21 protein-coding genes are annotated in these 22072 nt (G+C 51.8%); 11 read left to right on the top strand and 10 right to left on the bottom strand.

All coding sequences use genetic code 11. The features are described from left to right. Nucleotides 1-3 precede the first annotated feature (3 nt). The 4 genes from FDW96_RS17840 to FDW96_RS17825 are packed head-to-tail and all read right to left on the bottom strand — an operon-like array spanning nt 4 to nt 4069. Entirely contained in the window at nt 4-1020 is a 1017-nt protein-coding gene (locus tag FDW96_RS17840; protein WP_003838846.1) for a flagellar motor switch protein FliG, read from the bottom strand. Then, nucleotides 998-2677, bottom strand: a complete 1680-nt coding sequence (gene fliF / locus FDW96_RS17835; protein WP_137366060.1) for a flagellar basal-body MS-ring/collar protein FliF — start codon at nt 2675-2677, stop codon at nt 998-1000. Before fliF ends, FDW96_RS17840 begins: the two co-directional genes overlap by 23 nt. Before the next feature lie 4 nt (nt 2678-2681). After that, a complete protein-coding gene (locus FDW96_RS17830; RefSeq protein WP_042310447.1) occupies nt 2682-3035 on the bottom strand; it encodes a flagellar hook-basal body complex protein FliE in 354 nt (117 codons plus the stop codon). 47 nt (nt 3036-3082) lie between these two features. Beyond that, nucleotides 3083-4069 carry a sigma-54-dependent Fis family transcriptional regulator gene (locus tag FDW96_RS17825; protein WP_137366059.1) on the bottom strand — a complete coding sequence of 329 codons (987 nt, stop codon included), beginning with the start codon at nt 4067-4069 and terminating at the stop codon, nt 3083-3085. Nucleotides 4070-4662: 593 nt separating this feature from the next. Here FDW96_RS17825 and FDW96_RS17820 point away from each other — a divergent pair. The 7 genes from FDW96_RS17820 to flhA are packed head-to-tail and all read left to right on the top strand — an operon-like array spanning nt 4663 to nt 10920. Then, complete coding sequence (locus FDW96_RS17820) at nt 4663-5526, top strand: FliM/FliN family flagellar motor switch protein (RefSeq protein ID WP_061383097.1); 864 nt, start codon at nt 4663-4665, stop codon at nt 5524-5526. Beyond that, complete coding sequence (locus FDW96_RS17815; RefSeq protein WP_137366058.1) at nt 5519-5890, top strand: FliM/FliN family flagellar motor switch protein; 372 nt, start codon at nt 5519-5521, stop codon at nt 5888-5890. Before FDW96_RS17820 ends, FDW96_RS17815 begins: the two co-directional genes overlap by 8 nt. Continuing rightward, the gene (gene fliP, locus FDW96_RS17810) at nt 5887-6645 is read left to right on the top strand and encodes a flagellar type III secretion system pore protein FliP (protein WP_137349246.1); all 759 of its coding nucleotides are present in this window, start codon (nt 5887-5889) and stop codon (nt 6643-6645) included. Before FDW96_RS17815 ends, fliP begins: the two co-directional genes overlap by 4 nt. Nucleotides 6646-6657: 12 nt before the next feature. Further along, on the top strand, nt 6658-6930 hold the full coding sequence (locus FDW96_RS17805) for a flagellar biosynthetic protein FliQ (protein WP_003838859.1): 273 nt from the start codon (nt 6658-6660) through the stop codon (nt 6928-6930). 1 nt (nt 6931) lies between these two features. Then, on the top strand, nt 6932-7714 hold the full coding sequence (fliR, locus tag FDW96_RS17800; protein WP_137349244.1) for a flagellar biosynthetic protein FliR: 783 nt from the start codon (nt 6932-6934) through the stop codon (nt 7712-7714). Beyond that, nucleotides 7704-8843: a flagellar biosynthesis protein FlhB gene (flhB, locus tag FDW96_RS17795; RefSeq protein WP_137366057.1), complete on the top strand. Its 1140-nt coding sequence runs from the start codon at nt 7704-7706 to the stop codon at nt 8841-8843. The genes fliR and flhB overlap by 11 nt, the downstream gene beginning before the upstream one ends. Then, nucleotides 8827-10920, top strand: a complete 2094-nt coding sequence (flhA, locus tag FDW96_RS17790) for a flagellar biosynthesis protein FlhA (RefSeq protein ID WP_137366056.1) — start codon at nt 8827-8829, stop codon at nt 10918-10920. The genes flhB and flhA overlap by 17 nt, the downstream gene beginning before the upstream one ends. A 37-nt stretch (nt 10921-10957) precedes the next feature. On the opposite strand, the gene FDW96_RS17785 is transcribed toward flhA, so the two are convergent. Further along, complete coding sequence (locus FDW96_RS17785) at nt 10958-11719, bottom strand: C40 family peptidase (protein ID WP_137366055.1); 762 nt, start codon at nt 11717-11719, stop codon at nt 10958-10960. Nucleotides 11720-12068: 349 nt separating this feature from the next. Between FDW96_RS17785 and dpaA the strand changes: the two genes are divergently transcribed. Further along, nucleotides 12069-12809, top strand: a complete 741-nt coding sequence (dpaA, locus tag FDW96_RS17780; protein WP_042310464.1) for a peptidoglycan meso-diaminopimelic acid protein amidase — start codon at nt 12069-12071, stop codon at nt 12807-12809. Here the strand turns inward: dpaA and FDW96_RS17775 are convergent. Together FDW96_RS17775 and lpcA are read right to left on the bottom strand one after the other, a co-directional pair. Then, nucleotides 12780-13547: a class II glutamine amidotransferase gene (locus tag FDW96_RS17775; RefSeq protein WP_042310466.1), complete on the bottom strand. Its 768-nt coding sequence runs from the start codon at nt 13545-13547 to the stop codon at nt 12780-12782. The two genes, dpaA and FDW96_RS17775, sit on opposite strands and share 30 nt — an antisense overlap. A gap of 111 nt (nt 13548-13658) precedes the next feature. Next, nucleotides 13659-14240 carry a D-sedoheptulose 7-phosphate isomerase gene (lpcA, locus tag FDW96_RS17770; protein WP_016149592.1) on the bottom strand — a complete coding sequence of 194 codons (582 nt, stop codon included), beginning with the start codon at nt 14238-14240 and terminating at the stop codon, nt 13659-13661. Nucleotides 14241-14479: 239 nt separating this feature from the next. Between lpcA and fadE the strand changes: the two genes are divergently transcribed. The 3 genes from fadE (at nt 14480) to FDW96_RS17745 (ending at nt 19124) form a co-directional block, all read left to right on the top strand. Next, the gene (fadE, locus tag FDW96_RS17765; RefSeq protein WP_087856497.1) at nt 14480-16924 is read left to right on the top strand and encodes an acyl-CoA dehydrogenase FadE; all 2445 of its coding nucleotides are present in this window, start codon (nt 14480-14482) and stop codon (nt 16922-16924) included. Between the two features lie 841 nt (nt 16925-17765). Further along, nucleotides 17766-18533 (top strand): amidohydrolase, encoded by a 768-nt coding sequence (locus tag FDW96_RS17750; protein ID WP_042310470.1) that lies wholly within the window; start codon nt 17766-17768, stop codon nt 18531-18533. 180 nt (nt 18534-18713) lie between these two features. Next, nucleotides 18714-19124 (top strand): Spy/CpxP family protein refolding chaperone, encoded by a 411-nt coding sequence (locus tag FDW96_RS17745; protein WP_038637532.1) that lies wholly within the window; start codon nt 18714-18716, stop codon nt 19122-19124. Between the two features lie 15 nt (nt 19125-19139). Here the strand turns inward: FDW96_RS17745 and FDW96_RS17740 are convergent, their stop codons facing one another. Genes FDW96_RS17740 through FDW96_RS17730 form a run of 3 tightly spaced genes read right to left on the bottom strand, consistent with a single transcriptional unit; the run spans nt 19140 to nt 22072 of the window. Then, nucleotides 19140-19859 carry an EAL domain-containing protein gene (locus tag FDW96_RS17740; protein ID WP_137366054.1) on the bottom strand — a complete coding sequence of 240 codons (720 nt, stop codon included), beginning with the start codon at nt 19857-19859 and terminating at the stop codon, nt 19140-19142. Nucleotide 19860: 1 nt separating this feature from the next. Further along, nucleotides 19861-21528: an O-antigen ligase gene (locus FDW96_RS17735; protein ID WP_137349238.1), complete on the bottom strand. Its 1668-nt coding sequence runs from the start codon at nt 21526-21528 to the stop codon at nt 19861-19863. Between the two features lies 1 nt (nt 21529). After that, nucleotides 21530-22072, bottom strand: coding sequence for a fimbrial protein (locus FDW96_RS17730; RefSeq protein WP_042310477.1), 543 nt, complete (start codon nt 22070-22072; stop codon nt 21530-21532).

The raw sequence follows: 22072 nt of genomic DNA, 5'->3' as shown, positions 1-22072 counted from the left end.
GTGTTACTCCGCCGTCTGTTCAGCAAACAGCTGAAGCTGAATTTCACCCGCTTCCTCAAGCTCGCGGGCAATCCCCATGATCTCACGGCGGATCTGCTCAATACGGCTCACCGGAACCGGACCCAGGCGCGACGTTATCGCCTCCAGCTGTTGTACCTGACGCTTAGGCATCACGGCATAAATCGAGCGACGCAACAGCGCTTCGGTACCTTTCAGCGCCACCGCCCAGTCTTCCATCGGTACTTCGTCGAGCAGGCGACGGCGCACTTCGTCGCTTTGGCGGCTCAAAATGAAGAAGTCGTACATTTCGTCCTGCAACTGTTCGAGGACATCTTCATCGCGTTCGCGCAGCTGATCGAGGATCACCTGTTGGTTACCCTGGAAGCGGTTCACGATATCTGCGGCCTGCTTGATCCCTTTCACTTTCGAACCATGTTCGGAGAGCACCGACAGCCCACGTTCGATCAACCGATCCAGCTCATCCACCACGTCGCGGTTTACATCGTTCAGTTTGGCAACCCGATAGAGGATCTCGTTTTGCACTGACTCATTCATGTAAGACAGTACCGTAGCCGAGATCTCTGGCGTCAGGAAGGCAAGGAATACGGCCTGTAGCTGCAAATGCTCTTCTGAGATCAGTATCGCCAACTGGCGCGGTTCCACCCACTGTAAACGCGCCATCCGCGAACGGATCTCGTCGCCATAAATACCGTTGATCACGCTGCTGGCGATTTCAGTGCCCAGCGCTTTATTGAGGATCCCTTGCAGCATGGAACGCGAGGCGCCGTTAATGCCGCTCTGCTCACGGAATTCATCAAAAAAGTTATTGATCACTTTTTTCGCCATGCTGGTTTTTACGCCAGACAGACGCGCCATGTTTTCGCTGAGACGAACCACCTCTTCGCGGCTGAGCTTTTGCATCACCGTGGCTGCCGCCTCCTCGCCCAGACACAGCAATAAAATTGCGGCCTGCTCGAGGTAGCTGTTGTTACTGCCGTTATTTATTGTCAATTCGCTCATTGCTGGTAATCCATTGTCTGAGAACTTCAGCTACGCGATCGGTGTCGCTCATCGCCAGTTTTTGCAGGAACTCCAGCTTCACTTCCAGACCGGAGCTCTGCGAAGGCAGGCTGTCGTCACCAGGGAAAGAAGGCAGTTCAATGTTTTTGCGTTCATCTTCAGCGGCCGCAAAATGAGGTTTGTCCGCAGGAATCGCGATCGGTGCGGCGTCCAGCGCCAGCTCTGGTGTCGACGTCCGGCGACGTTCGGCGGTCAACCGTTTCATGACCGGACGAACAACAAACAGCAGCAACAGCAGAGCCAGCAGGCCGCAACCAATCAGACGCACCCAGGCCAGAATGTTGTCATCCTTCCATAAGGGGACCACCGGCTCGACGGGGATCGACTGCGGCACAAAATTAAGCAGCGATAAGGACAGATTGTCGCCACGCTTAGCATCAATCCCGGCGGCGTTATTCAACAGCGCCGTCAGCTGCGTGGTTTGTTCCGGTTTCCAGTTCTTCAACGCAGGCGCGCTCTGGTTAAGTACCACGGCCACATTTAAACGTTTAATGTCGAAACCAGGATGCTGAATATGTTCAACGCTACGGTCCCAGGAGTAGTCGCGTTTGTTCTCGCTATGCTTTGACAACGCAGCAGGCTGGCGAGGCTCTTCTGGCGCGGTTCCATTGGCACCATTCGTCACCTGATTTGCCGCCAATGGAGGACGGTTACTCAGCGAGCCGGGGATCCCCATGGCGATTTGGTTGGTATCGCTATCGAGTACCGTTTCTTCACGATTAACCTTTGGCGTATCGCCGTAATGCTCCTGGGTTTCGTCGATATTGCTCAGATCGAGATCCGGCATCACGCTCACCCGGTAGTTACCGCTTCCTACCAGCGAGTCGAGAACATTTGCGAGACTGGCGCGGGTCTTATCCTGGATATCTTTGAGGATTTGGTCGCGCTTACGCGTCGCCGCAGAAACCGCTTCACCCGCGCCAATACCATCGGACAGCAAATTCCCCGCCTGGTCGACAACGCTGACCTGCGAAGCTTTCAAATCAGGCACACTGCCGGATACCAGGTGCACGATGGCATTCACCTGATCGAGATCCAGCTTGCTGCCATAATGCAGACGCACCACCACCGAGGCGCTGTTTTGCGGCTCGTCGCTGACGACAAAAGAACTCTCTTCATTGAGCGCCAGATGCACGCGGGCGCTCTCAACCGCATCCAGCGTCATAATGCTTTGCGCCAGTTCGCCTTCCAGGCTCCGCTTATAGCGAATGTTCTGCACAAACTGGCTGGCACCCAGCACTTCATCTTTGTCCATCAGCTCATAGCCGCTGGGCAGCATGGCCTGAACGCCTTTCGCCGCCAGCGTCATTCGCGTTTTGGACAAAGCCTCTTCCGGAACCAGAATTTGTCCGCTTTGCGGATCGATGCGGTATTCCAGTTTTTCACCATCCAGCACGGTGACTATCTGCGAAACCGGGATATTCTCCTGGCTACCGTACAGCGAAACATAGCCGTGGTTGCCATTCCACAGCACGCTGACAATAATGGCGGTAGCCGCAATAGCCGCTGCCGCCAGTAACGCCAGGCGTTTTTTACCATCCAGCCTGAAAGAGAACGAGGGTAAAAACTGAGTTACTTTTTTTATTAGTTCATTCATAGCGTTAGACTGACATGCTCATCAGGTCATTGAATCCGGAAGCGACTTTATTACGTACCTGCACCAGCGCGGAAAACGATAACGATGCCTGCTGACTCGCGATCATCGCCCCCGCCAGGTCGTCGCTTTTCCCCATCTCAATGGCCGTTTGTTTTTGTTCCGCAACCTGCTGGAACCGATCAACATGATTCAGCGCCCCCTGCATAACCCGGTCGAACGAAACCGGAGATGATGCCAACTGGGGGTTTACCTGCATCGGCGAAAGGACGGGCGCTTGCGCGACCGCTTTCATCTGCTGCATGTCCTGCATCATTTGCGTCTGCATGGTACTGGCTGGGGCTATCGTATTTATGCTCATGACCTACTCTTAAAATTAGAAAAGCGTTCTCGGTACCACAGACTGATTCAGGAAAAGATTTCTATTCCCTGTTTTCGCATTGATGCCAGACGATAACGAAGCGCACGTGGGGTGATTCCTAATAAATCAGCGATTTTGGTTTTATTACCCTGATATTTGCGCATCAGGTCAGCGATATATTGATACTGTGCGCTGCGACCATGCTGGCCCAGATTGTCGCTGGTGGTGATCTGCGCGCTGGGTTTAGGTTGCCATTGCGGCTCGCTCCAGGAATCAGACTCAATGGATGGCAGACCTAAAGTATCGGGGTAAATGACGCCATCACGATTCAGGATCATTCCCCGTTGTATAGCGTTCTCCAGTTGACGCACGTTACCCGGCCATTCGTAGCTCAGTAATGCCCGGCGCGATGATTCAGAAAGCTTGATATTTTTAACCAGCACCGTGGAGTATTTTTTGATAAAGGACTCCGCCAGCGGAATAATGTCTTCCATGCGCTCGCGCAGCGGCGGCATGGTCAACGGAATAACTGATAACCGATAATAGAGATCTTCTCTGAAGCGTCCTGCGGCCACCTCTTCTTCAAGATTCTTATTGGTACAGGCAATTAAACGGAAGTTCAGTTTGATTAAACGGTTACTCCCTAAGCGCTCAACCTGTTGCTCCTGCAATACACGCAATATTTTAGCCTGTAGCGCTAAAGGCATATCGCCAATCTCATCCAGCAGTAATGTACCGTTATTGGCTAATTCCATCTTTCCCGGTACGGTGGCCACCGCTCCAGTAAACGCCCCTTTATCATAACCAAAGAGCGTTGCTTCAAGCATGTTTTCAGGAATAGCGGCGCAGTTCACACCGATATAAGGCGCCGACGCCTCCTGCGCAAATGCAATCGAGTGAATAAATTTGGCGATACATTCTTTACCAGTACCGGTTTCGCCATGGATAAGTACTGGAACATTAAACGCAGCAATACGCCTGGCCATTGAAAAAACGTTAATGCTGGAGGCTGCTTCGGCAATAAGTTCAAACATGATTATTTACACTTAGAAGTAAAGTTAACATCCGTTACGAGAAATATACAAATCATTCCAAAGCACAATCATCGAATAATAGATATCGCCCGTGCCATGTCTTAATCTCATCCTTGCTCATGTTTTACCACCCGTTCACGGGGCTGCCCTATCTGAGACTATTTCCAAATAGGGATTTTCCTAAAAAAATACTATCACCAGTAACATTAACAATCTTAAATTAAAAGATAATAAAAATATTATTCCTTTAAAAACATCAACATACAAGAAAAATCGCATAAAAAACAGACATAATGATAAGCCTAAGCAGCGACAGGCAGTAAGTGGGCAACATCACGGATGCGTAATTAATTATTTTTTAATTATAGTTCATCACCATTAATAACTTGCAGAGGAGAGGGGTAAAATATCTAATATCCAGCCCTACTCCATAGACGTGAGTAGGTACTGCATTTCGTATCTAATGGACTTCAACACTATGAGAATAGCGTCAAGGATGAACAGTAAATTAAATGGATTTGTATTTTCTTTGATAACCGCGGAATTTGATATCAACTTATCCGCCCCAGAAATTACAGCTGAGAAAGCGTACCATGCTGAAATATAGTCAAACGCCCGGAATCTTTAAACTTGAAGGAAACCGGCTTGGACGTCCATATCATCGTCTGCCGACTATGTTTACGGGAAGTTTTGATACAATTGAATCACATCTTGGAAACTATTTCCTGAAAAAACATCGCACAAATATAACACTAAAAAAAATACACTGTGAGATGGATGTTATCAATAAAAGTGCGGAATTATTAGTTTCTCAGGTTGGGCATCTGGCCTTTGATATCGACCGCGCATTATTGTTAATGTTATTAGGTAACTTTTATGGTCTGACATCATCTCTCGCCGACGAGAAGTCGCAAGATGATTTACCAACCAAAACGGAAATCCGCTTGAGAAGCAGACTGGCACTGGATATTTGCAATATCATTTTTAATAAAAATATATCCGGTATTCCACTGACGCTCAAACCCGACAGCAGCACCATACAAACCCACTGGGCTTATCAGCTTACATTTGTATTAGGTGATGATGAGAATTGCAGTTTCCGCATCTTACTGGACGATTCGCATACCGATTACATTCTGAATTTGATCCGCCGTAGCGAACACGGAGAGAAAAAAAAGCAGATTGATAAAGCCAGCGCTGAAACGCGTAAAAAAACGCTGATCAAAGAAATCATTCATACGCTGCCGCTAACCATGAACGTGAAGATTGCAGAAATTCCTCTGAATGTTGCCGACCTGACGACGATTAAACCCGGCGATATTTTACCGATTGCGATGCCTGATACTTTCCCTGTTTATATCGGGAAATCCGAATTATTTAATGCCCTGATCGTAGAGGATAAAGACAAACTGTTTTTGTCCGAATTAACGAGCAAGACGGAGAAATCCTATGAGTAAGCCAGAAGATATTTTAGAGCAAGGCTTCGAGTTAGCCCCCGAAGCGACTACGCCACCCACACCGTCTGCCACAGAAAAGCTGGTGGCGCGTTTAGAAGACCGTTTTTCCGAGTCGATGTCATTACTCAAACGTATTCCGGTCACGCTAACGCTGGAAGTTTCATCCGTAGAGGTGATGCTGGCCGATCTGCTGAACATCGATGACGACACCGTCATCGAGATGGATAAACTCGCCGGTGAACCGCTGGATATCAAGGTCAATAATATCCTGCTAGGTAAGGCTGAAGTGGTTGTGGTCAACGAAAAATATGGCCTGCGCGTCCTTGAATTCAACACGCATGAAATCAACGACCTGGCACCATGAAACGCGCGCCAACACTCACACTCTTACTGGGTATCTCGTTACTCATCCTTTCTCCCTTTGCCTGCGCGCAAGGGGGAGATATCCCGTTGCTGAATGTGATTTCACACGGAAATAGCCAGGAATACAGCGTAAAAATCCAGGTCCTGATCCTGATGACCCTGGTGGGCATTCTGCCTACCCTGGTGCTGATGATGACCTGTTTTACCCGTTTTATTATTGTTCTTTCCCTGCTTCGTCAGGCGTTGGGGCTGCAACAAACGCCGCCGAACCGCATATTGATTGGCATTGCGCTGTCGTTAACCATGCTGGTGATGCGCCCAATTTGGCTCAACATTTACGATCATGCCGTGGTTCCGTTTGAAAACGATCAAATCACGCTCCCCGACGCCCTGAGTACAGCCGCTTCGCCATTGAAACGTTTTATGCTGGCGCAGACCAATAAAAAAGCGATTGCGCAGATAATGACGATCGCCAATGCGAAAGGGAACGCCGTCGATCAGGATCTTTCCATTATCGTTCCCGCCTATGTGCTAAGCGAACTCAAAACCGCCTTCCAGATAGGTTTTATGATTTACATTCCGTTCCTCGTGATCGACCTGATCGTCGCCAGCGTACTGATGGCGATGGGGATGATGATGCTGTCACCGCTGATCGTTTCGCTGCCCTTTAAGCTGATGCTGTTTGTGCTTATTGATGGCTGGGCGCTGACCGTTGGGACGCTGACCTCCAGCATTCGCGGTCTGGGACTAGGCTAACGGAGATCAGACATGCTTACCATTGATGTAGCCGCAGACATCGTCGCCAGCGGTATAAAAGTTGTGATCATTTTAGTCTGCGTGTTGGTCGTTCCCAGCCTGCTGGTCGGTATGTTAGTCAGCATTTTTCAGGCTGTGACGCAGATTAACGAACAAACGCTTAGTTTTTTACCCAGGCTGATCGTCACCCTCGCGGTATTAGGTATTTGCGGAAAATGGATGATCGTCCAGTTGAGCGATCTCTGCGTGCATCTGTTCACTCAGGCCGCCATTCTGGTGCACTGACATGCGCGAAACAGATATTACACAGTTAAGTAATCTGATTCTGGGTATGTGGTTTCCCTTCGTGCGCATTATGGCGTTTATTCACTACGCGCCGGTACTGGATAATGCCGCGCTCACCATACGTATACGCATTATTTTGTCACTGGCGTTGGCCTTTATCATTACGCCCCTTATCCCCCACCCGGTGCCCACCAGCCTGCTGTCGATGAACAGCATTATTTTGACCGCAGAGCAGTTTCTGTGGGGGATGCTTTTTGGCCTGATGCTGCAGTTTTTATTTTTAGCGCTGCAACTGGCGGGTCAGATCCTCTCTTTTAATATGGGGATGAGCATGGCGGTAATGAACGACCCCAGCAGCGGCGCGTCAACGACGGTGCTGGCGGAAATGATTAACATCTACGCGGTGATACTGTTTTTTGCCATGGACGGACATCTGTTGCTGGTGAGTATTTTATTCAAAGGCTTTACTTACTGGCCGATTGGCAATGCTCTGCATCCGCAATCTCTGCGCACGATTTCCCTGGCGCTGGGCTGGGTATTCGCCGCCGCCACGCTGCTGGCGCTGCCGACAACCTTCATCATGCTGATTGTTCAGGGCTGCTTTGGTCTGCTAAACCGTATTGCACCACCGCTCAACCTGTACTCATTAGGTTTTCCCATCAACATGCTGGCGGGCCTGATCTGCTTTGCGACTCTGCTTTACAACCTGCCCGACCACTATTTGCACCTGGCGAATTTCGTCTTACAGCAGCTTGACGCGTTGAAGGGGCACTATGGCGGATAACAGTAGCGAAGAAAAAACAGAAAAACCCTCGGCGCAAAAACTTCGCAAGGCCAGACAAGAGGGACAAATACCGCGTTCAAAAGATATGGGGCTTGCCGCCAGTCTGTTTGCCGCGTTTATGGTGATCTCCAGCAGCTTTCCCTGGTACGAAGATTTCGTGCGCGAAAGCTTTATCAGTGTGCATCAGTACGCGCAGAACATTAATGACCCGGATATCATCGGTCAGTTCCTTGAGCACCATCTGCTGATTCTGGGGAAATTCATCCTGACGCTGTTACCCATGCCGGTTGCCGCGCTGTTTGCCTCACTGATTCCGGGAGGCTGGCTATTCCTGCCGAAAAAAATATTGCCGGACTTTAGCAAATTAAGCCCGATCAAAGGGATTAGTCGCCTGTTTTCCACCGACCATCTGGTCGATACCGGCAAGATGACGCTCAAAGCGATAGTGCTGCTGGTGATGCTATGGCTCAGCGTACGCAATAACGTTGCCGCATTCCTCGGCTTACAAGAGCTTCATTTCAAACAGGCCATCAGCGATGGTCTGGCGCTGTACAGCAGCATCATGCGCAACTTTGTCATCCTGTTTGTTTTCTTTGCGTTGATCGATGTCCCTCTGGCAAAAAAAATGTTCACCAAAGGGCTGAAGATGACGAAACAGGAAGTGAAAGAAGAGTATAAGAATCAGGAAGGTAAACCCGAGGTTAAGGCCAGGATCCGTCGCCTGCAACGGCAAATGGCGATGGGGCAAATTCGCAAAGTTGTGCCAAAAGCCGATGTGGTGATCACCAACCCAACCCACTATGCCGTGGCGCTACGGTACGACCAGTCACGCGCCGCAGCGCCTTTCGTGGTTGCTAAAGGCACTGATGAAATCGCGCTGTATATCCGCCAGGTGGCGGCAGAAAGCAATATTGAAGTTGTTGAGTTTCCTAAGCTGGCACGCTCCGTTTATTACACCACCCAGGTGAATCAACAGATCCCATTTCAACTGTATCGGGCGATTGCACACGTCCTGACCTATGTACTGCAAATGAAGCACTGGCGTGACGGTTCACAAGCACGTCCTTCGCTGAACAGACATATTTCCATTCCAAAAGAGGTTCTTAAACTGGATGCCGAAAACAACTAAACAATTCCTGGCGCTGCTGCGTAACGGTAACATCGGCATTCCGCTGGTTATACTGTGTATCCTGGCCATGGTGATCCTGCCGTTACCACCGGCCCTGCTGGATATTCTGTTCACCTTTAACATCGTGCTGGCGGTGATGGTGCTGTTAGTGGCCGTTTCAGCGAAACGCCCGCTCGAATTCAGCTTGTTCCCGACCATTCTGCTGATCACCACCCTGATGCGATTGACGCTGAACGTGGCGTCAACACGCGTGGTATTACTGCACGGTCACATGGGTGCAGGCGCTGCCGGTAAGGTGATTGAGTCCTTCGGCCAGGTGGTGATCGGCGGTAACTTTGTCGTTGGTTTCGTGGTGTTCATCATTCTGATGATCATTAACTTTATCGTGGTGACCAAAGGTGCGGAGCGTATCTCCGAAGTTTCTGCCCGCTTTACGCTTGACGCCATGCCCGGTAAGCAGATGGCGATCGATGCCGATCTCAACGCAGGACTGATTAATCAGGCGCAGGCGCAAGCACGACGTAAAGACGTAGCGGGCGAAGCGGATTTCTATGGCGCGATGGATGGTGCGTCAAAGTTCGTACGCGGCGATGCCATCGCCGGGATGATGATCCTGGCTATCAACCTGATCGGCGGCGTCTGTATCGGGATCTTTAAATACGATTTAAGCGCCGAAGCCGCATTCCAGCAATACGTACTGATGACCATCGGTGACGGCCTGGTCGCCCAGATCCCTTCTCTGCTGTTGTCGACCGCGGCAGCGATCATCGTCACCCGTGTAAGCGACAGCGGCGATATTGCCACAGACGTGCGTAGCCAACTGCTGGCCAGCCCCTCCGTGCTGTATACCGCCACCAGCATTATGTTTGTGCTGGCAGTGGTGCCGGGGATGCCTCATTTCCCCTTCCTGATTTTCAGCGCCCTGTTGGGATTCACCGCCTGGCGCATGAGCAAGCGCCCCAAGGTTGCGGAGACCGAAGAGAAAAATCTCGAAACGCTGACCAAAACCATCGCAGAAACCACCGAGCAGCAGGTCAGTTGGGAAACCATCCCTTTAATTGAACCTATCAGCCTGAGCCTGGGATACAAGCTGGTGTCGTTGGTCGATAAATCCAAAGGGAATCCGCTCACTCAACGTATTCGCGGTGTGCGGCAGGTGATCTCAGACAGCAACGGCGTGTTGTTACCGGAAATTCGCATTCGTGAAAACTTCCGTCTCAAACCGACCCAGTACGCCATTTTTATCAATGGGATCAAGGCTGATGAGGCCGACATTCCCGCAGATAAGCTGATGGCGCTGCCCTCCAGTGAAACCTATGGCGAGATCGACGGTGTTTTAGGTCACGATCCGGCCTACGGAATGCCGGTCACCTGGATTGTCCCAACGCAAAAAGCGAAAGCGTTAAATATGGGGTATCAGGTTATTGATAGCGCCAGCGTCATTGCGACGCATGTGAATAAGATCATTCGTAACTATATTCCAGAGCTGTTTAATTACGATGACATTACGCAGTTGCATAACCGTCTCTCTTCTATGGCGCCACGTCTGGCGGAAGATTTGAGCGCAGCGCTGAATTACAGCCAACTGTTGAAAGTGTACCGGGCGCTGCTTATCGAAGGTGTGTCATTGCGCGATATCGTCACCATAGCCACCGTACTGGTCGCTAGTAGCGCCGTGACCAAAGATCATATTCTGTTAACGGCGGATGTGCGTCTGGCGCTACGTCGCAGCATTACCCACCCGTTTGTACGCAAAGATGAGCTGGCGGTATATACGCTGAATAGTGAACTGGAGAATCTGCTGGCGAATGTGGTGAATCAGGCTCAGCAAAGTGGAAAAGTGATGCTGGACAGTGTGCCGGTCGATCCCAATATGCTGAATCAGTTCCAGACCAATATGCCGCAGATAAAAGAGCAGATGAAAGCGGCGGGGAAAGAGCCGGTGCTGCTGGTCGCGCCGCAGTTACGTCCTCTGCTCGCGCGCTATGCGCGCCTGTTTGCCCCGGGCCTACAGGTGTTGTCTTATAACGAAGTTCCGGATGAGCTGGAATTAAAGATCATGGGGGCGTTGAGTTAACGCCTGGCGAGGCGGTGTGATTACACCGCCTTTTTGATTACAGAATCGTATTTTCCGTAAGAATACGACGGGCACCAAGATAATGATCCCGCCAGAAGTCATCGGTTAAATTGCTCACCCGAATGGTTTCTCCCGTCCTCGGCGATTCAATAAATTGCCCCTGCCCCAAATAGACGCCCATATGATCGGCAATATCCCGGCTGTGAATATGAAAGAAGACTAAATCACCACGGCGAAGATCGCGGTTAGAGACGATGGTTGCCCGTCGGTAGTGATACATTTCATTCGCCGTCCGGGGCAATTTTGCCGCCAGGATTTTGTTGTAGGCATAAAAAATCAGCCCGCTACAGTCAAACCCTTCATCAGGATCGGTACCTCCCCACAAGTAGGGTTTACCTAGCTGTTGCTCAAGTCGGTGGATGGCCACTTCAGTGATATTGTGCAGATGATCGCTACTGAGAAAATGATCATTCTCAGCCAGTTCCTGCCAGCGATGGTCGCTGGCTTTTAGTGGGCCAGGGAACCACTCCGGGTGCTGTTTAATCAGCGCCCGGTTCTGCTGGCGCAGCGCGCGTTTACTTTCTGCGTTGCCTTCCACCACGTAGCTTGCCTGTTTTTTTTCCTGTGCGTGATACTGCTTCAGCAGCCGGGCGCGGTTACGCATCCGCAATTGCGCCGCATAGCTTAAATGGGCGTCAGATAAGTGGGGCTGAACTTTGGCGACAGACGGTAAAGACAGCACAACACACAAAGACAGCAGGCCCGGTAAGAAGCAACGGGGCGCAGAGACAAAAAACATGAAAAGAAGAATACCTGGTCAAACACGTTCACCGCAGTTTACCGCTATTGCTCATCGTTCCTGTTTAATATTCGATTATTAAATAATTAATTTTTTAAATTCAATATATTAGACATTCTTCACTAATAAGAAGAAATGCAGTGTGCTAACCAACAAAACAAGCCAGTGTCTGACTGCCTTTAAGCGCAATTTTCCGTATAAAGAAAAACTAAAGTGTAAACGCCGCACGAGAGACTTGCGAAAAACTCTCTTGGTGCTAATGTGAGCGCTCCAGATCCAGATTTATCCGATTTGGGGACTCTTTTTGCCGTCCTGGCGTGTGTAATCGTTTTATCAAGGAATAAGCAGTATGCGTAAAATCGCATTTTTTCTTGCGATGCTTTTATTGCCGTGCGTTTCATTTGCTGGTTTGCTGAGCAGCAGCAGCCCGACCACGCCTGTCAGCAAAGAATATAAGCAGCAGTTAATGGGCTCCCCTGTCTATATCCAGATCTTCAAAGAAGAGCGAACGCTGGATCTGTACGTCAAGATGGGCGAACAGTATCAATTGCTCGACAGTTATAAGATCTGTAATTATTCCGGCGGTTTAGGACCGAAACAGCGTCAGGGCGATTTCAAAAGCCCGGAAGGGTTTTACAGCGTACAACGCGGACAGCTCAAACCGGATAGCCGCTTCTATAAGGCGATTAACATCGGTTTCCCTAACGCCTACGACCGTGCACACGGTTATGAAGGTAAATACCTGATGATCCACGGCGCCTGCGTTTCCGTCGGCTGCTATGCGATGACCGACAACGGTATTGATGAGATTTTCCAGTTTGTCACCGGCGCTCTGGTGTTCGGACAATCCAGCGTACAGGTGAGCATTTACCCGTTCCGCATGACCGATGCCAACATGCAGCGTCATAAGTTTTCGTATTACAAAGATTTCTGGGCCCAGTTAAAGCCAGGATACGATTACTTTGAACAAACGCGTAAGCCACCGACCGTTTCCGTCGTCGATGGCCGTTACGTTATCAGCAAGCCGTTGAGTCACGAAGTCGTTCAACCGCAGCTGGCATCAAACTACGCGCTCCCCGAGACAAAATAATGCCCATTCGCCTGGCATAATCTTTTGCCAGGTTTCATTGCCGGTTAACGGCTGAGTGGCAATCACGGTGACCACATCATTGGGTGTGGTCTCTGAGCTAAAATCAATTTCCACATCCTGATCCAGCAGCGTCGCTACGCCAAATGGCGCTCGACGGGTGATCCAAAACAGGTTGGTCGAGCAGAAAGCCATCACATAACGACCGTCAGACAACAGCATGTTGAAGACGCCCTTCTCCCGCAGTTCTCCTGCCAGCGCCGCGATATATTTAAACACCGCTGTCATATTACCTGGCGTGCGTGGATAACGCTCTGTCAGCTTGTTCAGCAGCCAGCAAAAGGCTTTTTCGCTGTCGGTTTCACCGACCGGACGGAAATTACCAGTCTCCAACGATTTATAACCGCTGAGCTGCCCGTTATGGGCATACGTCCAATTGCGTCCCCATAGTTCACGGGTAAATGGATGGGTATTTTCCAGCGCCACTTCTCCACGATTCGCCTGACGAATATGGGCAATTACGGAACAGGATTTGATGGGATAGTCTTGTACCAGTTTAGCGATAGGCGAATTAAAGCTGGGTTGCGGATCTTTAAACGTACGGCAACCCTTACCCTCATAAAACGTAATACCCCAGCCGTCTTTGTGCGGCCCGGTCCCTCCGCCGCGCTGAACCAGCCCGGTGAAGCTAAAGCAGATATCGGTTGGCACATTGGCGCTCATCCCGAGCAGTTCGCACATACATCACCTACCTTAAAACCGTGAACTGCCTGATGGCGCTGCGCTTATCAGGCCTACGTGGAGCTCATGTAGGCCTGATAAGGTTTCAGCCGCCATCCGGCAATCGCCTTCTTATGATTTAACCATCTCTTTTTCGATCAACTGAATCAGGATATGAATCACTTTGATATGAATTTCCTGAATACGATCAGCGTAGCCAAAGTGCGGCACACGAATTTCGATATCCGCACTGCCCGCCATTTTGCCGCCATCTTTACCGGTCAGGGTGATGACTTTCATCCCCTTCTCACGCGCTGCGGCAATCGCTTTAATCACGTTACCAGAATTACCCGACGTCGAGATGCCTAACAGGACATCACCTTCACGGCCAACCGCTTCAACGTAGCGGGAGAACACATAATCGTAACCGAAATCGTTGCTGACGCAGGAGATGTGGCTAACGTCAGAGATAGCAATAGCCGGATAACCAGGGCGGTTTTCACGATAGCGCCCGGTCAGCTCTTCGGCGAAGTGCATCGCGTCGCAATGGGAACCGCCGTTACCGCAAGAAAGTACCTTACCACCGGCTTTAAAGCTGTCTGCCAACAGGACCGCCGCGCGCTGAATGGCGTGAATATTGGCGTCATCTTTAAGAAAATTAGCCAGCGTTTCCGCCGCTTCGCTCAGTTCGTTACGAATAAGATCCTGGTACATGAGGATATCCTTCAGCATGAATGTAAATGACAAGATGCAGTGTACCGGATAGCGCTACCAGCGAGAAGTACAAGCCACAGGAATGGCCGCGGCTTTTGATTTTTTGTGCCGGTTAAAACACCAACAATGTGAGCTTTGTTGTAATTATTTTGTAAACACATTGCTAAAAGAATTTACATCCACTACAACCATACCATCACAAGTGGTCAGACCTCCTACAAGCAAGGGAGCTTTTCGTTATGATGATTTTGAGTATTATCGCTACGGTTGTTCTGCTCGGCGTATTGTTCTATCACCGCGTGAGCTTATTCCTCAGCAGCTTAATTTTGCTCGCCTGGACGGCTGCGCTTGGCGTGGCAGGTCTGTGGTCAGTCTGGCTGCTGGTTCCTCTGGCCATTATTCTCGTACCGTTTAACTTTACGCCGATGCGCAAATCCATGATTTCTGCGCCGGTGTTCCGCGGTTTCCGTAAAGTCATGCCGCCAATGTCGCGTACAGAGAAAGAAGCGATTGATGCCGGTACAACCTGGTGGGAAGGCGACCTGTTCCAGGGGAAACCTGACTGGAAAAAACTGCATAACTATCCTCAGCCGCATCTGACAGCTGAAGAACAAGCGTTTATTGATGGTCCGGTTGAAGAAGCATGCCGCATGGCGAATGACTTCCAGATCACCCACGAACTCGCGGATCTGCCGCCGGAACTGTGGGCGTATCTGAAAGAACACCGCTTCTTCGCGATGATCATTAAAAAAGAGTACGGCGGGCTGGAATTCTCCGCGTATGCTCAGGCTCGCGTATTGCAGAAACTCTCCGGCGTCTCCGGGATCCTCGCAATCACAGTCGGCGTACCTAACTCATTAGGCCCAGGCGAACTGCTGCAGCACTACGGCACCGAAGAGCAGAAGAATCATTACCTGCCGCGTCTGGCACGTGGTCAGGAGATCCCATGTTTCGCCCTGACCAGCCCGGAAGCAGGTTCCGACGCAGGCGCGATCCCTGATACCGGCGTGGTCTGTATGGGGGACTGGCAGGGTCAGCAGGTGCTGGGGATGCGCCTGACCTGGAACAAACGTTATATCACGCTGGCGCCTATCGCTACCGTACTGGGTCTGGCATTTAAACTCTCCGACCCGGAAAAACTGCTGGGTGGGGAAGAGGAACTCGGCATTACCTGTGCGCTGATCCCAACCTCAACCCCGGGCGTACAGATTGGCCGTCGTCACTTCCCGCTTAACGTGCCGTTCCAGAACGGTCCGACGCTGGGCAAAGATGTCTTCGTGCCGATTGATTACATTATCGGTGGCCCAAAAATGGCCGGTCAGGGCTGGCGTATGCTGGTGGAATGTCTGTCTGTGGGGCGCGGTATTACCCTGCCGTCTAACTCCACGGGCGGCGTGAAATCGGTCGCAATGGCAACCGGCGCGTATGCGCATATTCGTCGCCAGTTCAAAATCTCTATCGGCAAGATGGAAGGTATTGAAGAGCCGTTGGCGCGTATTGCCGGTAACGCCTACGTGATGGATGCTGCGGCGTCGCTGATTACCTACGGCATTATACTAGGTGAAAAGCCGGCGGTACTGTCGGCTATCGTGAAGTATCACTGTACCCACCGTGGGCAGCAATCAATCATCGATGCCATGGATATTACTGGCGGTAAAGGCATCATGCTTGGCGAAAGTAACTTCCTCGCCCGTGCTTATCAGGGGGCGCCTATCGCCATTACCGTTGAAGGCGCTAACATTCTGACCCGCAGTATGATGATCTTCGGTCAGGGTGCGATTCGCTGCCATCCGTATGTGCTGGAAGAGATGGCTGCGGCGCAGAATAACGATGTGAATGCGTTCGACAAGTTGCTGTTCAAACACATCGGTCACGTTGGCAGCAATAAGGTACGCAGTTTCTGGCTGGGCCTGACGCGTGGCTTAACCAGTAGCACGCCGACCGCCGATGCGACCAAACGTTACTATCAGCACCTGAACCGTCTGAGCGCCAACCTGGCACTGCTTTCGGATGTGTCTATGGCTGTTCTGGGCGGTAGCCTGAAGCGTCGTGAACGTATCTCGGCGCGACTGGGGGATGTGTTAAGCCAGCTGTACCTGGCCTCTGCGGTGCTGAAGCGTTATGACGATGAAGGCCGTAATGAAGCCGACCTGCCGTTGGTTCACTGGGGCGTCCAGGATGCGTTGTACAAAGCCGAACAGGCGATGGACGATCTGCTGAAAAACTTCCCGAACCGTTTGGTTGCCGGTTTGCTGAGTGTGGTTATCTTCCCGACCGGTCGCCACTATCATGCACCGTCCGACAAGCTGGATCATAAGGTCGCGAAGATTTTGCAGGTTCCGAGCGCCACCCGTTCTCGCCTTGGCCGCGGTCAATACCTGACGCCAAGCGAGCATAACCCGGTCGGTTTGCTGGAAGAGGCTCTGCTGGACGTGATTGCAGCCGACCCTATCCACCAGCGGATCTGCAAAGAGTTGGGTAAAAACCTGCCGTTTACCCGCCTGGACGAACTGGCGCATAACGCGCTGGCCAAAGGGTTGATTGATAAAGACGAAGCCGCGATTCTGGTGAAAGCCGAAGCGAGCCGTCTGCGCAGTATCAACGTGGATGACTTCGAACCCGAGGAGCTGGCGACTCAGCCGGTAAAGCTGCCAGAGAAAGTGCGTAAGGTCGAAGCGGCATAACCTTCCGCACGGCATTAAGCACCGCTAAATGGGTAATGCCAGTCAGTTAAGCATATAGGGTGAACATTCCGCCTATGAACAGGATTACGTTCACCTTATGCTCATTACTTCTCTGAAACCGCATTACACATGAACGTGCAAGGGAGGCTCCCGCCGCCTCCCTTGCATCCCAGGCTCCCGGCGGGAAAATCGTCGCTTCGCGATTCATTCGTCTTATGCCGTCTGCCTGTCGGGTCGGGGCCGAGCCTGCGTCCATGCAGGCCGTCCCCTCTGCCCGCATCCCTGCGGGCAACCCCGGTCAGCCGTCAGCGCCTCATCGATTTTCAGCCGGACCGGAGTCATCGCTTCAATGCTCTGACTTCCAGTTAAATCTGTTTTGCTGTTCAGACCAAAAACGCAGATGGTGAGGTGTGGGCTGGTCCGGCTGAAAATTGCCGACGTGTTTCCGTAAGGCCGGGAGAGCCAGCATGGATGCTGGCTCAGGGCGCGCTTTGCAGGGACGCTTCATCGCGCCCGGCCCGGTAGCCTGAAGGAATAAGCGGAGGGTATTGCGCAGCAACAATTTTCCCGCCGGGAGCCGGGATGGTAAAGGGCGTGGCGGAGAACGCCCTTTACACGTTCACAGGAATCGATGTTTCAGAGAAACAATGAACATAAGGTGAACGGAACCCTTTCTCTGAGACAGCATATTCATAACTTCTACCAATACTGGTGATGCTTTCTGAAACAGAGGCGTTAACTGAACAGCATTACGCTATATGCGGGGAGATTTCTTATTGCCACATTTTCGTTAAAGCTCATGCTACAGTGTCAAAATGTTGTTCAACGAGGAGCCTCGATCGTGCCTGGTTTGAAAATTACTCTGCTGCAACAACCGTTGATTTGGATGGATGGCCCGGCCAACCTGCGCCATTTCGACCGACAACTGGAAACCGTCACCGGACGTGATGTGATTGTGTTGCCCGAGATGTTTACCAGCGGATTTGCGATGGAAGCGGCAAACAAATCGCTGCCACAGGAAGAAGTCGTAAGCTGGATGCGCGCCAAAGCGCAACAGACGAACGCCCTGATCGCGGGCAGTGCCGCGATTCAGTCCGAACGCGGTGCGGTTAACCGTTTTTTACTGGTCGAGCCCGAAGGTAATGTGCATTTCTATGACAAACGTCATCTGTTCCGCATGGCGGATGAACATCAGCATTACCAGGCGGGAGAAGCGCGCGTTATTTTTACATGGCGCGGCTGGCGCATTCTGCCGTTAGTCTGTTATGACCTGCGTTTTCCGGTGTGGTCGCGCAACCGTAACGATTACGACCTCGCCTTGTATGTGGCTAACTGGCCCGCGCCGCGTTCACTGCACTGGCAGGTTCTGCTCACTGCACGGGCGATTGAGAATCAGGCGTATGTAGCAGGATGTAACCGTGTAGGAACTGACGGTAACGGTCATCATTATCGCGGTGACAGCCGGGTGATAAATCCACAGGGTGAGATTATTGCCACCGCCGAGCCGCATCAAGCCACACGTATTGACGCTGAACTGTCGCTCTCGGCACTGCGTGAGTATCGCGAAAAGTTTCCCGCCTGGCAGGACGCCGACCCGTTCGCGCTGTAGATATCGCCTCTCCTCCCGCTGCGTAACATTTTTCCGTAGCGGGATTGTTGCACTCCGTAACCAACCGCAAAACAAATTCGCGTGGCGACATGCTTCAGGCAACGTATTCTGCAAGGGATAATCACTCGTAACCGGCGAGTGTCTGACAATGTTAATAATTCCTTTATCAGGATTTCAATAATGAAGAACTTCGTACGCATGACTTTGCTGGCTGCAACCGTAGCTGGCGCTTCTTTTAGCACGTTTGCAGCAAATGTATCCAACGTTCCCGCTCCAGCTCAGGACCCGGTAGTCCAGCACCTTAAGCTGACCACCGATCAGGTTGCGCAGATCAAAAAACTGCACCAGCAGCTTGAAACCAACGTCAGCCAGATTTCAGTGAAAGATGTTAAAGATGGCGCATTGATCGACGTCATCAAGTCCGGGAAATGGGATGAAACCGCCGTTAAGAAGCAGCTTTCCGCGTTCAGCAACATCGAACAACAAGCGCGTTATTATCGTGTGAAATACTACTTTGACCTGAACAAAGTGCTGACTCCGGAACAGCGCCAGCAGGTACAGAAAGATATCGCACAGACGCTGAGCGAGTAATCCCCAGGGCCTGAATCAGCAATGATTCAGGCTTTTCGGCACGATCTCCTGCTGAAAAAAGAAGCCCTGTACAGCATCAGCGCCGCTCATACGGCAGATGGCGTAATCCTGCGCGGTTTCTACTCCCTCGATCACCACCCGCTCTCCCAGCCCGCGAAATTGATTGACCAGTACCCTCAACTGCCACTCCGATGATCTGAACTGATGAAACATCCCGCTTTCAATTTTAATGGCATCAAAACGGATGCCAGACAGTCGCCAGACAAAAAACAGCTCAGGCGAAACGTCATCCAGCCACACGCGAAAACCATGGCGCACCAGGGTTTTTATGGCGATGCATACCGCCTGCTGTTCTGCCTTTTCCAGACGCATCATGGTAGCGGGATCCTGAATTTCAATAACAATCCGCCCCTGATGCGCCTGCCTGGTGAGTCGCGAGATCCACGACAGACAGGTCAGCATCCTGACGGATAAATTCAGCGAATAGCTTCCTGGGAGTAAGAGTACCCGCTGCATTTGCCACATAAACAGCTGCTGTTTCGCGGTGACAGAAAGATGCTTGAAAAAAAGATCCAGCGGGAGCGGTGTGCGTACCTGGCTTAACACCTCACGGACATCCAGTGATGCATCATCAAAAAAATGAATGCGCTGCAAACGGATCCCGGAGATCCGCAGCAGTTCGGCATTACGGGGAAGCTCGGGTACATATTGAGCCTGTTCGCTGAGTCTGTTCATATCATTCCATTTTTTGATTAAAAGGACGTCGTGCATCCTGTAACCAGGAGATACGGCGATCGTTCGGATAGATCAGGTAAAAGCGGGTCGCCAGGCGGTGCGCCTGAGCCAGGTCGCGCTGCTGCATCGCCAGCAAGATTTGCGTGAAGGAGATATTCGGGTCCGGGTGAACACGCACATAGTCAGGCGCCCAACGGCGCACCAACTCCAGCCAGCGAGCATCCCGGGTACGTTGATACCGTTGCAGGTATCCCATCTGGAGATCAAAGTGGTAGCGTGTGGCAAGCAACCAGCCGCCTACCGGGAGCGATTCGGCAAGTTGCCACTGTGTTGATTGCCGTTCCGCCAGCGTCAGTTGCTGTTGCGTCTGTAGCGTGAGAAGTAACAAGGGAGTGGCTATCAGAAACGAGATAAATGCCAGCCCACGAATCAACGACGTCGCCGGGCGCGTCAGACTAGCCCCTTTTAGCGCGCCATCTGCGCAACGAAGCAGCAGGATCAGCAATAACCAGTGTGGCGTTGACTGTCTGACCGGGTATTCCGTCAACATATGGATAACCACTGGCAACGCCGCCACCAGGCAGGCACGACGCCAGCAATTTCCGTGCAGCCAGAGCCATAACCCACCCGCAATAAAACACAGCGCGCCCGCCAGTCCAACCAGACCGCCCTCCACCAGCCACAGCACCAGTTCGTTGTGCGGATGCGAGATACTACTCAGCCCCAATGGCCCCGCTCGTTCGAGAAAAACAGCAGCGAAACTGCCCACGCCCCATCCCATCCACGGGCGTTCGGCAAATAATGCCAGTGATGTTTTCAGCACCGTCCAGCGCACATGAGAAGTCGTTAAATGATCTACCGTGGCAACGGACAAAAAATGGCGAGCGGCAGCGCCTGTCGCCATACCTAACGCCAACGGCAGGAGAAGTAGCAACAGCGTGCGGCGTTGTGCAGGGAACACCACCATCAGTAACACCTCACCGACCGCCAGAGACAAATAGCCGGTTTGCGACTGGGATTCATGCAGCACAAATCCCATCATCACCAGAGCAACCCCGAAAACAATTCGGTATCTGCCGCCCTGGCGTAAAAAGAGCAGCGCTGACAGCAGCACGCCGCACGCAGTGAAACTGGCCAGCAGATTGACCTGCTGAAAAATACCGTAGGGCCGCGTGCCGCGCCGCCATGCGAACTCCCAGTAATCAACGCCCGGCCAATGCCAGTACTGATAGACAAACGCCACACATTCGATGACGCATGCCCCCCATAACAGGGCCAGCAATACCGTGCGAACGTTTGTCGTAAGTGGAATTTGTAACGTCACCAGATAGACAAGCACGCCACCCAGTAACGCCCCCGCTACCAGCAGCGCCTCGGACCGCCAGATGCCCGGCGTCAGCAGACAAAGCAGCGTCAGGATCAGCGCGCCCAGCATAAATCCAATAGCAGGTACAGTGATGCGCCAGCGTCGGCGAGGCAGTAGCATCGCCGTACTTGCTGCCAATACTGCAGCGTAGATCCAACTGGTAATATTAAGCGGCAACGACAGACCGCTGCCGCCGTTATTCAGCCAGTAGAGGTGCATGATCCCGCACCAGAAAAACAGACTGACAATCAGCAATAATTTCTGGCCAGGCAGCGGCGCAATACGATTCAGTGCGTTCATCATGCTACTGGTAATTCAACGTCCAGGTCCCGCTGGCGCTGAACGGACCGTATTCAAGAGACTGGTTTTTTATCGCCGACGGTTCTGCCGCGACCCACGCCAAAAAATTCAGCGTCATCGACCCTTCAGTAATCTCTGTAACTGACGTGCTTTCATCAAGCCGGATTGCCGTGCCATCGTCTTCACTCATTCCAATCCCGATCCCCGATGCCCCGTCCTGCTCGCTGCTATCCAGCGCCAGATGATCGGTAAGCTCCGCATCTTCCTTGCCGCTGAAAGTGACCGAGATCCCGCGGAAAACCTCCGGGTTGCAGTCGCGTAACTGGATGCTGAATTTTTCCGGCTTACTGCGTCCTGAGAGATAGAGATCCTGCGTCGCGATTTGCCCGAAATCGACCTCGATTTTGTCGCCGCCGGGTGCAAGGCTGCAGGCCAGCGCTCTGATGGTGCCGTGAAAATACATATCGCCACCGACCAGTTTGGTATCAGCCTGTACCGTTGCGCCAAACAGCAGCGTACTCACCGCGATTAACGTTCTGAAAGTCAT

It is taken from the genome of Citrobacter sp. TBCS-15, assembly GCF_005280815.1.
GTDB lineage: Bacteria > Pseudomonadota > Gammaproteobacteria > Enterobacterales > Enterobacteriaceae > Citrobacter > Citrobacter werkmanii.
This window is presented reverse-complemented; position numbering and strand designations above follow the sequence as displayed.

Bases quoted from the DNA above. Each gene is read 5' to 3' on its own strand.
- FDW96_RS17745 (WP_038637532.1), top strand. From the start codon at position 18,714: ATGAAGAACTTCGTACGCATGACTTTGCTGGCTGCAACCGTAGCTGGC.
- FDW96_RS17740 (WP_137366054.1), bottom strand. From the start codon at position 19,859: ATGAACAGACTCAGCGAACAGGCTCAATATGTACCCGAGCTTCCCCGT.
- FDW96_RS17815 (WP_137366058.1), top strand. From the start codon at position 5,519: ATGAGTAAGCCAGAAGATATTTTAGAGCAAGGCTTCGAGTTAGCCCCC.
- fliF (WP_137366060.1), bottom strand. From the start codon at position 2,677: ATGAATGAACTAATAAAAAAAGTAACTCAGTTTTTACCCTCGTTCTCT.
- dpaA (WP_042310464.1), top strand. From the start codon at position 12,069: ATGCGTAAAATCGCATTTTTTCTTGCGATGCTTTTATTGCCGTGCGTT.
- fliR (WP_137349244.1), top strand. From the start codon at position 6,932: ATGCGCGAAACAGATATTACACAGTTAAGTAATCTGATTCTGGGTATG.
- flhB (WP_137366057.1), top strand. From the start codon at position 7,704: ATGGCGGATAACAGTAGCGAAGAAAAAACAGAAAAACCCTCGGCGCAA.
- FDW96_RS17825 (WP_137366059.1), bottom strand. From the start codon at position 4,069: ATGTTTGAACTTATTGCCGAAGCAGCCTCCAGCATTAACGTTTTTTCA.
- FDW96_RS17735 (WP_137349238.1), bottom strand. From the start codon at position 21,528: ATGATGAACGCACTGAATCGTATTGCGCCGCTGCCTGGCCAGAAATTA.
- fadE (WP_087856497.1), top strand. From the start codon at position 14,480: ATGATGATTTTGAGTATTATCGCTACGGTTGTTCTGCTCGGCGTATTG.
- FDW96_RS17775 (WP_042310466.1), bottom strand. From the start codon at position 13,547: ATGTGCGAACTGCTCGGGATGAGCGCCAATGTGCCAACCGATATCTGC.
- FDW96_RS17820 (WP_061383097.1), top strand. From the start codon at position 4,663: ATGCTGAAATATAGTCAAACGCCCGGAATCTTTAAACTTGAAGGAAAC.
- FDW96_RS17830 (WP_042310447.1), bottom strand. From the start codon at position 3,035: ATGAGCATAAATACGATAGCCCCAGCCAGTACCATGCAGACGCAAATG.
- FDW96_RS17730 (WP_042310477.1), bottom strand. From the start codon at position 22,072: ATGACTTTCAGAACGTTAATCGCGGTGAGTACGCTGCTGTTTGGCGCA.
- fliP (WP_137349246.1), top strand. From the start codon at position 5,887: ATGAAACGCGCGCCAACACTCACACTCTTACTGGGTATCTCGTTACTC.
- flhA (WP_137366056.1), top strand. From the start codon at position 8,827: ATGCCGAAAACAACTAAACAATTCCTGGCGCTGCTGCGTAACGGTAAC.
- lpcA (WP_016149592.1), bottom strand. From the start codon at position 14,240: ATGTACCAGGATCTTATTCGTAACGAACTGAGCGAAGCGGCGGAAACG.
- FDW96_RS17785 (WP_137366055.1), bottom strand. From the start codon at position 11,719: ATGTTTTTTGTCTCTGCGCCCCGTTGCTTCTTACCGGGCCTGCTGTCT.
- FDW96_RS17805 (WP_003838859.1), top strand. From the start codon at position 6,658: ATGCTTACCATTGATGTAGCCGCAGACATCGTCGCCAGCGGTATAAAA.
- FDW96_RS17840 (WP_003838846.1), bottom strand. From the start codon at position 1,020: ATGAGCGAATTGACAATAAATAACGGCAGTAACAACAGCTACCTCGAG.